Below are 11,588 nucleotides of genomic sequence, written 5' to 3' on the forward strand. Positions count from 1 at the left end.
CGACCCTAGACTTTCCCAAGACAGCCTCGGCGCCACGGGAGGAGACCCCGATGCCCGACCGCAGCACGGCACGAGCCGGCCAGGCCCCCGACGTCACCGGCCCCCGGGACCTGCGCAACGTCGTCCTCATCGGCTGCAGCGGTGTGGGAAAGACCACCCTCGCCGAAACCCTCGCCCTCACCGCCGGCGCCACCGGCCGGGCCGGCCGCGTCGCCGACGGCACCACCGTCTCCGACCACGAGGACATCGAGCACCAGCAACAGCGCTCCGTCCAGCTCGCGCTGCTCCCCCTCGAATGGCGCGGCACCAAGATCAACCTCATCGACCCGCCCGGCCACCCCGACTTCGCCGCCGACCTCCGCGCCGCCCTGCACGCCGCCGACGCCGCCGTCTTCGTCGTCTCCGCCACCGACCCCGTCACCGCCCCCACCCGCGCCCTCTGGCGCCAATGCACCGCCGAAGGCATCCCCCGCGCCATCGCCGTCGCCAAACTCGACCTCGCCCGCACCGGCTTCGACGACATCCTCACCACCTGCCACGACGCCTTCGACCTCGGCCCCGACACGCTGCGCCCGCTCTTCCTCCCCGTCCTCCACGACGGCCACCCCGACGGCAGCGTCGACCTCCTCACCGGACAGACCTACGGCGACGCCACCCCCCTGCCCGACACCGCCCCCGCCCGCGACAGCCTCGTCGAGGCCATCTCCGGCCAGGACGACACCCTCATGGAGCGCTACCTCGCGGGCGACACCCTCGACACCGACGCCCTCGAAGCCGGCATGCGCCGCGAAGTCCTCGCCTGCACCCTCCACCCCGCCGTCCCCACCAGCGAGAACGGCCTCGGCGCCGCCGAACTCCTCGACCTCATCGCCCACACCTTCCCCGACCCCACCGAACGCACCCGCCCCGCCCCCGCGTGCGACCCCGACGCCCCCCTCGCCGCCCAGGTCGTCCGCGTCACCGGCGACGCCTACGTCGGCCGGATCAGCCTCCTGCGCCTCTACGCCGGCACCCTGCGCCCCGACACCCGCATCCACCTCACCGGCCCCGCCCACGCCCCCGACCAGGACGGAGACGAACGCGTCACCGCCCTCAGCAGCCCCTTCGGCAAACTCCAGCGCCCCGTCCCGCACGCCGTCGCCGGCGACCTCGTCTGCGCCGCCAAACTCACCACCGCCCGCGCCGGGGACACCGTCCACGACCCCGGCCACCCGGTCGAACTCGACGGCTGGACCCTGCCCGAACCCCTGCTCCCCATCGCCGTCGAAGCCCACAGCAAGGCCGACGACGACAAGCTCTCCCAGGCCCTCACCCGCCTCACCGCCGAGGACCCGGCCCTGCGCCTCGAACAGAACCCCGACACCCACCAGCTCGTTCTCTGGTGCACCGGCGAAGCCCACGCCGACGTCGTCCTCGACCGCCTCCGCACCCGCCACGGCGTCCACGTCGACACCGTCGAACCCAAGGTCGCCCTCCGCGAGACCTTCGGCAGCGCCGCCGCCGGCCACGGCCGGCTCGTCAAGCAGTCCGGCGGCCACGGCCAGTACGCCATCTGCGACCTCGAGGTCGAGCCCCTCCCCGCCGGCTCCGGCTTCGAATTCCAGGAACACGTCGTCGGCGGCGCCGTGCCCAAGCACTTCATCCCCTCCGTCGAGAAGGGCATCCGCGCCCAACTCGCCAAGGGCGTCGCCACCGGACACCCGCTCGTCGACGTCCGCGTCACCCTCACCGACGGCAAGGCCCACTCCGTCGACTCCTCCGACGCGTCCTTCCAGACCGCCGCCGCCCTCGCCCTGCGCGACGCCGCCGAGCACGCCGTCATCCGGCTGCTCGAACCCGTCGCCGCGGTCAGCATCCTGCTGCCCGACGACTACCTCGGCGCCGTCCTCGGCGACCTCTCCGCCCGCCGCGGCCGCGTCCTCGGCACCGAGAACGGCGGCCCCGGCCTCACCCTGCTGCGCGCCGAGGTCCCCGAGCTCGAACTCACCCGCTACCCCGTGGACCTGCGTTCACTGACCCACGGCACCGCCGAGTTCAGCCGCGCCTACCTGCGGCACGAACCCATGCCGGCCGCGATCGCCGAGCGCTACACCGACTGAGCGGCCTGCCGGTTCGGCAGCGCGCACGCCGGCGTACCACCCGGCATCCGGTGCCGGTTCCGCGCCACCCAGCGGTACACCGCGCCCGCCACCGGCCGCACCGGCGCGAGCGTCACCAGCGCACCCAGGTACGCCCACGCGCCACCCGACCGCATCAGCAACCGCGCCACCGCCTGCGCGCCCCCGTACACCCGGCCGGCCGGCGTCACCCACAGCACCTCGCGCTCCGCACGCTCCCAGCCGACCTCACCCGACCCGCCGGCCCGCGCGTCCAACGCCGCCAGATCCGCGAACTGGAACGGCACCGCCTCCCAGCCCCCCGACGCCAGCGTCTGCCGCAGATACCGCTCCGCCCACCCCACGCACGACGAGCAGAACGCGCAGTCCCCGTCGAAGACCAGCACCGGATCCTTCACCACAACCCCTTCCACCGCAGTCACGATCATCCTGCACCCGCCCGACCCGACGGGAACCACCGGGTACGGGAACCACCGGGTATCGACACCGGCGAAGCTGGGCATCATGCCTCTCGAACCAGCACGGCTCGATCGTGACGGTACTTCGGACGATCATCCGCGCAGCACCGCCACGGCACGGTAACCTGCCGCTGACAAGGGGAGGAGGGGACGCCACCGTGACGACACTCGACATGACCCCGGGTGCGCAGATACCCCGGACCGACGCCGGCCCGCAGACCGCCGTCACCCAGGCGCTCTCCTCCGCCGCCTACCGCGACGGCGAGATCGAGCCCTTCGTCAAGAGCGTCGGCGCCGCCACCTACAAGAAGCCCCGCTTCCGGCTCTTCCGAGCCAACCTCGGCGAGGCCTTCAGCGCCGCCGTCGTCGCCCGCGCCCTGGGCGCCGGCCGCAAACCCATCGTGCCCTCCTTCGGCACCGACACCCGCCAGATCGTCGAACACTGCCTCGCCGCCCAGGAGTTCCGCGCCAACCGGGACCGCCGACTCACCACCATCACCGTGGTCTTCGGCCTCCTCGCCCTGCCCGGCACCGTCATCTGGCTCGCCGCGTTCTACCTCCGCGCCTGGCTCCTCAAGGACAAGTCCCGCCAGAACGAGGTGTACGGCGGCCTCGCCCTCCTCGCCGCCGGCGCCGTCGCCGTCCTCCTCGCCCTCCGGCCCCCCGCCGCCGGGCTGCTCGGCATCTACCTCCGCATCACCATGATCGCCCCGGTCATCGGCTGGTTCCTCGCCAAACGCATCGTCCTGCGCTCCACCGTCGAACTGCGCGAACGCTGGCAGGCGCTCGTCGAGGGCAACGCCGTCGCGGCCAGCGTCGCCAAGGCCGTCCCCCGCGACGACCTCGACAAGAAGGCGACCGACCTGCGCGACAAACTCGGCCGCCTCGAAACCGAGCAGGAGACCAACGTCCAGCACTACGCGGGTCCCAAGGGCATCCTCGGCGTCGGACGCCGCTGGGGCGAGTGGCGGCTCGTCGACGTGCTGCGCCCCGCCGAGGGCCACTCCGACTTCCGCGCCTTCCACCCCTGGGACCTCGTCCGCAAGATCGCCGCGCACCTCAAGGCGCTCTCCATCAGCGAGGTCGCCAACAGCGGGATGACCAACGTCTCGATCAAGCAGTGGGCGGTGCTCGAAGTCGGCGAGAACGCCGACGAGATCGCCCGCCCCGCGGGCGCCGACATGGACGGCGACCGGATGCGCGACTTCGCCGTCCAGACCATCGCCGACAAGCAGACCTTCTCCGGCGGCGGCGCCCGGCACTACCTCGCCACCCAGTTCATCACCTTCGACGGCAAGCTGATCATCACCTTCACCGTCACCGTCACCCTGCTCGCCAACACCCTCACCGTCACGGTCGCCGGCTACGCGCTCGGCCCGGTCGCCGGGGTCTTCGGGGACAAGCCCGCTCCCAAGGAGAAGACGGTCCAGAAGACCGGCAAGTTCTGGGAGGAGCGGACCGTCCAGCTCCCCCTGATCGACAACGACGAAGTGGTGCGCCAGGCCCTCCGCGCGCCCCTCGTCCGCGCCCCCGGCCTGCTCGCCTGGCTCGGCGGCGGCCTCGGCCTGCCCGAACCGTTCGGCTTCCGGCATGCCTGGGCCAGTCCGCCGTGGAGCAGCCGCTTCATGACGGACAACGCGCTCAACGCCTCCGTCCCGGTGCTCAGCGCGGTGCACGCCGCCACCCTGGAGTTCCTGGAGGAGCACGACCTCGACACCGAGCGCTTCTTCAAGAACCGCGCCTCGATCATCAAGTCCGAGGCACAGGGCACCCGGCCGTACAAGGTCGACGAGTTCAACGCCGGGTGATCACACGCGCAAAGGGGCCCTTCGCCGGTCTCCCGGTGAAGGGCCCCTCCGCTTTTCGCCTCGCTCAGTCCTGCGGCCAGACCTCCGCCAACATCTTGCGGGTGTCCGCCAGCAGCTGCGGCAGCACCTTGGTGTGCCCCACCACCGGCATGAAGTTGGTGTCCCCGCCCCACCGCGGCACCACGTGCTGGTGCAGGTGCGCCGCGATCCCGGCCCCGGCCGCCGCGCCCTGGTTCATCCCTATGTTGAACCCGTGCGCACCGGAGGCGGCGCGCAGCGCGGTCATCGCCTTCTTGGTGAAGTCGGCCACCTCCGCCGTCTCGGCCGCGTCCAGGTCGGTGTAGTCCGCGACGTGCCGGTACGGGACCACCATCAAGTGCCCGCCGTTGTACGGGTAGAGGTTCAGCACCGCGAAGACGGACGTGCCGCGCGCGATGACCAGCCCGTCCTCGTCGCTCAGCGACGGGATCGAGCAGAACGGGCAACCGTCGTCCGGAGCCGGACCGGTGGGCTTGTTCTCACCCTGGATGTACGCCATCCGATGGGGGGTCCACAGGCGGCGGAAGCCGTCCGGCTCACCGACGCCCCGCTGCAGTTCCGGCTCAGTCGTCATGCTGATCAGCATATTCGCCCGACGGTGCTCGCGAAGCCGCGCGGGGCAGACTCCTCAGGAGCCTGCCCCGCGCTGTGGTCGTCCGACTACGGCGTCACACCTGGATGCGGTTCTTCACCGCGTCCACGATCTCCGCCACGGCCTCCGCGACCGGCACACCGTTCTTCTGCTCGCCGTTGCGGTAGCGGAACGACACCGCGCCCGCCTCGACGTCGTCGTTGCCGGCGATGAGCATGTACGGGACCTTGGTCTTCTGCGCGTTGCGGATCTTCTTCTGCATGCGGTCGTCCGAGGTGTCGACCTCGACCCGGATCCCGTGCTTCTTCAGCTCGGCCGCGACCTCCATCAGGTACGGCACGTGCTCGTCGGTGATCGGGATGCCGGTGACGGTGACCGGGGCCAGCCACGGCGGCATGGCGCCGGCGTAGTGCTCCAGCAGCACCGCGAAGAACCTCTCGATGCTGCCGAACAGCGCGCGGTGGATCATGACCGGCCGCTGACGAGAGCCGTCCGCCGACGTGTACTCGAGATCGAAACGCTCGGGCAGGTTGAAGTCGAGCTGGATCGTCGACATCTGCCAGGTACGGCCGATCGCGTCCTTCGCCTGCACCGAGATCTTCGGGCCGTAGAAGGCCGCGCCGCCCGGGTCCGGCACCAGCGGCAGACCCTGCTTCTCGGCCACGCTCGCGAGAACGGCGGTGGCCTCCTCCCAGGTCTCGTCGCTGCCGACGTACTTCTCCGGGTCCTTGGTCGACAGCTCCAGGTAGAAGTCGGTCAGACCGTAGTCGCGGAGCAGGTTGAGCACGAAGGTCAGCGTCGAGTCGAGCTCGTCCGCCATCTGCTCGCGGGTGCAGTAGATGTGCGCGTCGTCCTGCGTGAAGCCGCGGGCACGGGTCAGGCCGTGCACGACGCCCGACTTCTCGTAGCGGTACACCGTCCCGAACTCGAAGAGGCGCAGCGGCAGTTCACGGTACGAGCGGCCGCGCGCGTCGAAGATCAGGTTGTGCATCGGGCAGTTCATCGGCTTGAGGTAGTAGTCCACGCCCTCGTCGAGCTGCATGGGCGGGTACATGCCGTCCGCGTACCAGTCCAGGTGGCCGCTCTTCTCGAAGAGCTTCCCCTTGGTGGCGTGCGGGGTGTAGACGAACTCGTAGCCCTCTTCCTCGTGCCGCTTGCGCGAGTAGTCCTCCATGGCGCGGCGGATGATGCCGCCCTTGGGGTGGAAGACGGCGAGGCCGGAGCCGATGTCCTCGGGGATGGAGAAGAGGTCGAGCTCGTTGCCGAGCTTGCGGTGGTCGCGCTTCTCGGCCTCGACGAGGAAGTCGAGGTGGGCCTTCAGCTCGTCCTTGGTCGGCCAGGCGGTCCCGTAGATGCGCTGCAGCATCGGGTTCTTCTCGCTGCCGCGCCAGTACGCGGCCGCGTTGCGCATCAGCTTGAACGCCGGGATGTGCCGGGTGCTGGGCAGGTGCGGGCCGCGGCAGAGGTCGCCCCAGCACTGCTCGCCGGTCTTGGCGTCCAGGTTGTCGTAGATGGTGAGCTCGCCGGCGCCGACCTCGACGTCGGCGCCCTCGCCGGCGGTGGCGGCGGAGCCCTTGAGGCCGATCAGCTCCAGCTTGTACGGCTCGGCGGCCAGCTCCTCGCGGGCGGACTCGTCGGTGACCACGCGGCGGGAGAACTTCTGCCCGCGCTTGATGATCTCCTGCATCCTCTTCTCGATGGCCTTGAGGTCATCGGGGTGGAACGGCTTCTCGACGTCGAAGTCGTAGTAGAAGCCGTCCTTGACCGGCGGGCCGATGCCGAGCTTGGCCTCGGGGTAGAGCTGCTGCACGGCCTGGGCCATGACGTGCGCGGTGGAGTGGCGCAGGATGTCGAGGCCGTCCTTGCTGCCGATCGCGACCGGCTCGACCTCGTCGCCGTCCTGGAGGACGTGGGCGAGGTCCTTGAGCCGGCCGCCGACGCGGGCGGCGATGATCGAGCGGTCGTCGGCGAAGAGCTCGGCGGCCGTGGTGCCCGTGGTCACCACGCGCTCTTCCCGATCGGGTTCGCGGTTGATGATTACCCGGACGTCCGTCACCGGTCTCTCCTGACGTGCTGGATTAGAGGACGCAACACTTCGCTGCGCGTGACGATGGTACCGAGAGCGCCGCCCCCGCCGTCCACCGACGGCGATCTAGGCTCCTTCTCCTCCGTCCTGGAGCCCCTTGAGCAGCCGCTCCCGGTCGCCCTCCTCCCATCCGCACAGCTCCAGACCGTGCGGTCGGGTGAGCCGGCGGAAGCCGCCGCGGCTCTCCAGCCGGCCGCCGACCCGCACCGGGACGCCCGTCAGGTGGGCCTCGGCGGCGAGCCGGTAGTCGGGGTCGGCCAGCCGGACCTTGAGCTCGCGGACCTCGGCGCCGCCGAGCACCCGCAGCCGTACCGAGCCCGGCCCCGTCGGGTCGGCGCGCTTGAGGCGGACGACCACGCCGACGACGGTGACGTCCACGGCGGGCTCGATGCGCTCCAGCAGTTCGGCGGCCTCGGCCAGGGCGGGCAGGTCGCCGGGCGAGAAGTCGAGGACGACGCGGCGCTCTCCGAAGCCGCCCGGGGTGCCGGCGGCGGCCGACCAGGCGACGGCGAGCCGCGCGGCGGTCGCTCCGCGCACGAGTTCCTCGACGGACTGCACGAGCTCGCGGCTGACCCCGGCCTGGACGGCGTTCTCGAAGGCCTCGGGCCCACCGCTGACCCGGCGGTAGTCGACGGCGTCGCGCAGCGCCTCCAGCGCGCGGACGAGGGTGGTGACGGCGGCGCGGCCCTCGGGCGCGGGGGTGTAGGCGGTGAGGCCGGCGCCCTGTTCGACCACCAGGACGCGGTCCAGGAAGTCACCGGCCCAGGCGTCCAGCCGGGCGCCGAAGTAGGCGGCCCTGGTCCGTCCTGCCTTGGCCCCGGCGGCGAGCATGCCGCGTGCTGCGCTCTGGAGCCGCTCGGCGTCCTCCCAGGGCGCGGTGCCGGCCGGTCCGGGCAGTTCGCGGCGCCAGCGCAGCTCGTCGCCGGGCACGGCGAGGGCGAGCAGGATCGAGCGGGCGGAGGGGCTGCGCGAGCGGGAGAGGGCGGTCACGGCGTCGGTGAGGAGCTCGACCGCGTCGTCGAAGCCGCCGTCGACGGGGACGAGCAGGCTGGTGCCGGGGTCGTCGTCCGGGGGTGTCCAGCGGCCGTACCGGGCGGCGGGGCCTCCGCGCCGGACCCAGCCGTGCCGGGCGAGCAGGGTGGCGAGCACCGCCGGGTCGACCGTGGCCGGGTCGGGCAGGCCGCCGTCGGGCTCGCCCGGTCCGTGGGGTGGTGTCATGGGTGCGGCTCCTCCCGGCCGGGGCCGGGCGGTCACGGGCTGCCGCCCGCGCCGACCCGGGCCATGATGTCGCACAGCGCGCGGTCGTCGAAGACCTTCGCGGTGGGGACCCGGACGTTGGTGCGCCGCTGCCCGGTGACGGGGTGGCCGGCCAGGTTGACCCAGTAGCAGCAGTGCCGCAGTTCGAGCGCGTCCGGCCGGGCCTCCAGCCAGCGGTCGACCCGGCGCGGCAGCAGCATGACGACCAGGATGCGGGGCACCGCGACGCGCGACCGGGCGAGCTTGCGCAGGTGGTCGTTGTCCAGGGTGAAGCTGAAGAACGGGCCGACCGGGTCGGGCGCGATCTGCTGGGTCGCCTTGAGCTGGATCTTGATGGTGACCTCGTCGTCGACCTCGTGCACCCGGGAGCCGTGGCTGACCTGCCAGTCGATGCCGTTGTCCGGGAAGGGCTGGGAGAGCGAGCAGCCGGCCGCCGCGGCGACCGCGTGCAGGTAGCCGACCTGGAGCGTCTCCATGCAGGCCGTGACCGCGAGGTTCCCCCGCAGCACGGCCGCCGCCCCCTCGGGCTGCGGCTGTGTCAGCGCCATCGCCCCGTAGCCTCCCCCCGGGCCTGTGACCCCAGGGCCAGCATCCCCGGCACGGCCTGCGCCAAACGGTTGAACAGGCGTCAGAACCGGGTATCAACCGGGCGCGGAACGCACGTCTGAGGGGCAGTCATGCAGCACTACTGGTACACCGGCCCACTCGCCTCCTTCGACACCGAGACCACCGGCGTGGACGTCGAGCACGACCGGATCGTCTCGGCGGCCCTGGTCGTCCAGATCGCCCCGGGCGCACCCGTGCAGACCGAGACCTGGCTGGCCGATCCGGGGGTGCCGATCCCGGACGGCGCCCGGGCGGTGCACGGCATCACCGACGACCACGTGCGCGCACACGGCCGTCCGGCCCGCGCGGTGGTGGCGGAGATAGCCCGGGCCCTGGCCGCACAGGCCAGGGCAGGGCGCCCGGTGGTGGTGATGAACGCGCCCTACGATCTGACGCTGCTGGACCGGGAATTGCGCCGCCACCACGGCCTCTCGCTGACGGACGGGCTGGGCTCTGCCGGTCTGGTGGTGCTGGATCCGCGGGTGCTGGACAAGCACGTGGACCGCTACCGCAAGGGCCGTCGGACGCTGACCGACCTGTGCGCGCACTACGGCGTCGAGCTGACCGGGGCGCACGACGCGGCGGCGGACGCCTCGGCGGCGCTGGCGCTGACGCGGACGATCGGCGCCCGCTACCCGGCGGCGCTGGGCGGACTCACGGCGGCGGAGCTGCACCTGCGGCAGGTGATCTGGCACGCGGCGCAGGCACGGGGGCTGCAGAACTGGTTCGATCGGTCCGGGACGCCGGAGCGGGTGGACCTGTCCTGGCCGTTGCGGCCGGCCCGGTGCGGCTGCGGCCGGCGGCTGGAGCCGGAGCACGGCTGCGAGGCGGCGGCGTAGCGAGCTGGTCCCGAACGCGCCGCAGGCCCTGACCGGTTCCCCGGTCAGGGCCTGCATGCTGTCCGGTGGGCGATACTGGGATCGAACCAGTGACCCCTTCGGTGTGAACGAAGTGCTCTCCCGCTGAGCTAATCGCCCGGGCAACGAGAAGAACTGTAGCACCATTTGGGGCCGGTCGTACAACTCACCCCTTCCGGGGGAGGCCTGGCTGATCCGCAGAACTCCTGCTCCGTGCGGAAGGTGACTGGGCCTCAGCCGGATTCACCGCGGCTCCTTCCGACGGGAATCCGGAAATACATGTGAGGCCCAGCCGATAATCGACTGGGCCTCACATATCACAATGCATTCCGGTGGGCGATACTGGGATCGAACCAGTGACCCCTTCGGTGTGAACGAAGTGCTCTCCCGCTGAGCTAATCGCCCGGGTGCAGGGAAAACATTACCGCATCCCGGAGGGTGGTCCGAACACCCCACCTGGCGCAGGCCCCGTTCCCGGGCCGGCTCGGCTCTCGTCCGCCATCCAGGGGACGGCGAGGCCGTAGCGCGCGAAGCACCAGCCGCCGACCCCGACGCGTGCGGCCGGGCCGACGGCGGTGAGCGCCAGGTTCCGGCGGCGGCCCCGCGGGCCCATGGCGCGCTGGGCGGCCCCGGCGACCGTGCGGCGGGTCCCGCGCAGGGCCGGTTGGGCCCGGACGGACTCGGCGGCCCGGACGCCCACGCGCAGGAGGACGACCACCCGGCCGGGGCCGAGCAGCGGCAGCGTGATCACGCCGAGGACCACGACGGCGAGGCCGGCCAGGAGGATCACCACCTGCCAGGCGAGGTGAAGCGGGCGGGAACGGCGGATGAACGCGGGCACGTACGAGCCGACCGTCCGGCCGTCGTCCACCGTCGCCCGGCCGGCGGTGTCGTTCGACATGACCGCTTCACCCGTTCCCGTGTTCTTGCTCGTCTTGTCGTTTCGCACAGTCATGCCAGGAAACAAACCGAGAAGTGGCCCGGTAATGCCGGGCCAGGCACTCGGGGAAGATTCCGCAATGCGCCGTAAGGGGTACGACTCGGCTCCGAATCGGGACAGAGGGGTTTACATCGGGCTTGGAGGTGGGATGGTCCGTTCGCCGACGTGCGATTCCCCGAGCGCACACTGAGCGAAAGGCCATGGCGCTTATGAACACCACGGTCAGCTGCGAGCTGCACCTGCGCCTCATCGTGTCCAGCGAGTCCTCACTGCCCGTCCCCGCGGGCCTGCGCTACGACACCGCCGACCCCTACGCCGTACACGCCACGTTCCACACGGGCGCCGACGAGACCGTGGAGTGGGTGTTCGCCCGAGACCTCCTCGCGGAGGGGCTGCATCGACCCACCGGTACCGGCGACGTCCGGGTGTGGCCGTCGCGCAGCCACGGGCAAGGGGTGGTCTGCATCGCGCTGAGCTCTCCGGAAGGAGAAGCCCTGCTGGAGGCCCCGGCCCGGGCGCTTGAGTCGTTCCTCAAGCGGACGGACGCCGCGGTGCCCCCCGGCACCGAACACCGCCACTTCGACCTCGACCGGGAGCTGTCCCACATCCTTGCCGAAAGCTGATCCCACCCGGAGGCGGTCACGCCCCGCCGCGGCGGGGCCACACCCCCTGCCGTCATCGCAGCCGTCCTACTCGGGGGCACGGCAGCAGACTCAGCCGCGCACGACGCGGTCTCGGCTACGGCTTCGCCCGGCTGGTCGACGACGCGGGTGACGGTGACCTCGCCGACCCGGCCGGCGCCGCCCGCCTCCTCGGCGTCGACACCCC

General features: G+C 71.8%; 10 protein-coding genes and 2 tRNA genes. 4 read left to right on the forward strand and 8 right to left on the reverse strand.

From position 1 onward, the window contains the following. Positions 1–50 precede the first annotated feature (50 nt). Positions 51–2,099 (forward strand): elongation factor G-like protein EF-G2, encoded by a 2,049-nt coding sequence (locus ACWCXH_RS21165; RefSeq protein ID WP_449802973.1) that lies wholly within the window; start codon positions 51–53, stop codon positions 2,097–2,099. Here the strand turns inward: ACWCXH_RS21165 and ACWCXH_RS21170 are convergent. After that, positions 2,087–2,545: a thiol-disulfide oxidoreductase DCC family protein gene (locus ACWCXH_RS21170; protein WP_449802985.1), complete on the reverse strand. Its 459-nt coding sequence runs from the start codon at positions 2,543–2,545 to the stop codon at positions 2,087–2,089. The genes ACWCXH_RS21165 and ACWCXH_RS21170 overlap by 13 nt on opposite strands. A 188-nt stretch (positions 2,546–2,733) precedes the next feature. Here ACWCXH_RS21170 and ACWCXH_RS21175 point away from each other — a divergent pair, with 188 nt between their 5' ends. After that, positions 2,734–4,383, forward strand: a complete 1,650-nt coding sequence (locus ACWCXH_RS21175) for a hypothetical protein (protein ID WP_449802974.1) — start codon at positions 2,734–2,736, stop codon at positions 4,381–4,383. 64 nt (positions 4,384–4,447) lie between these two features. On the opposite strand, the gene ACWCXH_RS21180 is transcribed toward ACWCXH_RS21175, so the two are convergent. The 4 genes from ACWCXH_RS21180 to ACWCXH_RS21195 all read right to left on the reverse strand — a co-directional run bounded on the left by ACWCXH_RS21180 (position 4,448) and on the right by ACWCXH_RS21195 (position 8,905). Continuing rightward, positions 4,448–5,008 (reverse strand): HIT family protein, encoded by a 561-nt coding sequence (locus tag ACWCXH_RS21180; RefSeq protein ID WP_449802975.1) that lies wholly within the window; start codon positions 5,006–5,008, stop codon positions 4,448–4,450. A gap of 82 nt (positions 5,009–5,090) precedes the next feature. After that, entirely contained in the window at positions 5,091–7,070 is a 1,980-nt protein-coding gene (gene thrS, locus ACWCXH_RS21185) for a threonine--tRNA ligase (RefSeq protein ID WP_449802976.1), read from the reverse strand. A gap of 96 nt (positions 7,071–7,166) precedes the next feature. Continuing rightward, positions 7,167–8,318, reverse strand: coding sequence for a hypothetical protein (locus ACWCXH_RS21190; RefSeq protein ID WP_449802977.1), 1,152 nt, complete (start codon positions 8,316–8,318; stop codon positions 7,167–7,169). A 32-nt stretch (positions 8,319–8,350) separates the two neighbouring features. Then, positions 8,351–8,905, reverse strand: coding sequence for a DUF4365 domain-containing protein (locus tag ACWCXH_RS21195; protein ID WP_449802978.1), 555 nt, complete (start codon positions 8,903–8,905; stop codon positions 8,351–8,353). A gap of 129 nt (positions 8,906–9,034) precedes the next feature. Between ACWCXH_RS21195 and ACWCXH_RS21200 the strand changes: the two genes are divergently transcribed. Further along, the gene (locus ACWCXH_RS21200) at positions 9,035–9,802 is read left to right on the forward strand and encodes an exonuclease domain-containing protein (protein ID WP_449802979.1); all 768 of its coding nucleotides are present in this window, start codon (positions 9,035–9,037) and stop codon (positions 9,800–9,802) included. Positions 9,803–9,868: 66 nt separating this feature from the next. Here ACWCXH_RS21200 and ACWCXH_RS21205 read toward each other — a convergent pair. The 3 genes from ACWCXH_RS21205 to ACWCXH_RS21215 form a co-directional block, all read right to left on the reverse strand. Continuing rightward, a tRNA-Val gene (locus ACWCXH_RS21205) sits at positions 9,869–9,940 on the reverse strand. A 213-nt stretch (positions 9,941–10,153) separates the two neighbouring features. Next, positions 10,154–10,225: transfer RNA gene (locus ACWCXH_RS21210), tRNA-Val, on the reverse strand. A 16-nt stretch (positions 10,226–10,241) separates the two neighbouring features. Then, on the reverse strand, positions 10,242–10,721 hold the full coding sequence (locus ACWCXH_RS21215; protein ID WP_449802980.1) for a PGPGW domain-containing protein: 480 nt from the start codon (positions 10,719–10,721) through the stop codon (positions 10,242–10,244). 248 nt (positions 10,722–10,969) lie between these two features. Here ACWCXH_RS21215 and ACWCXH_RS21220 point away from each other — a divergent pair, with 248 nt between their 5' ends. Continuing rightward, the gene (locus ACWCXH_RS21220) at positions 10,970–11,383 is read left to right on the forward strand and encodes an SsgA family sporulation/cell division regulator (protein ID WP_030056266.1); all 414 of its coding nucleotides are present in this window, start codon (positions 10,970–10,972) and stop codon (positions 11,381–11,383) included. The last annotated feature ends 205 nt before the right edge of the window (positions 11,384–11,588 follow it).

This window comes from Kitasatospora sp. NPDC001660 (assembly GCF_053596725.1).

Excerpts from the sequence above, each read along its gene's own strand:
- ACWCXH_RS21165 (WP_449802973.1), top strand. The coding sequence starts at position 51 with ATGCCCGACCGCAGCACGGCACGAGCCGGCCAGGCCCCCGACGTCACC.
- ACWCXH_RS21170 (WP_449802985.1), bottom strand. The coding sequence starts at position 2,545 with ATGATCGTGACTGCGGTGGAAGGGGTTGTGGTGAAGGATCCGGTGCTG.
- ACWCXH_RS21180 (WP_449802975.1), bottom strand. The coding sequence starts at position 5,008 with ATGCTGATCAGCATGACGACTGAGCCGGAACTGCAGCGGGGCGTCGGT.
- ACWCXH_RS21190 (WP_449802977.1), bottom strand. The coding sequence starts at position 8,318 with ATGACACCACCCCACGGACCGGGCGAGCCCGACGGCGGCCTGCCCGAC.
- ACWCXH_RS21195 (WP_449802978.1), bottom strand. The coding sequence starts at position 8,905 with ATGGCGCTGACACAGCCGCAGCCCGAGGGGGCGGCGGCCGTGCTGCGG.
- ACWCXH_RS21200 (WP_449802979.1), top strand. The coding sequence starts at position 9,035 with ATGCAGCACTACTGGTACACCGGCCCACTCGCCTCCTTCGACACCGAG.
- ACWCXH_RS21215 (WP_449802980.1), bottom strand. The coding sequence starts at position 10,721 with ATGTCGAACGACACCGCCGGCCGGGCGACGGTGGACGACGGCCGGACG.
- ACWCXH_RS21220 (WP_030056266.1), top strand. The coding sequence starts at position 10,970 with ATGAACACCACGGTCAGCTGCGAGCTGCACCTGCGCCTCATCGTGTCC.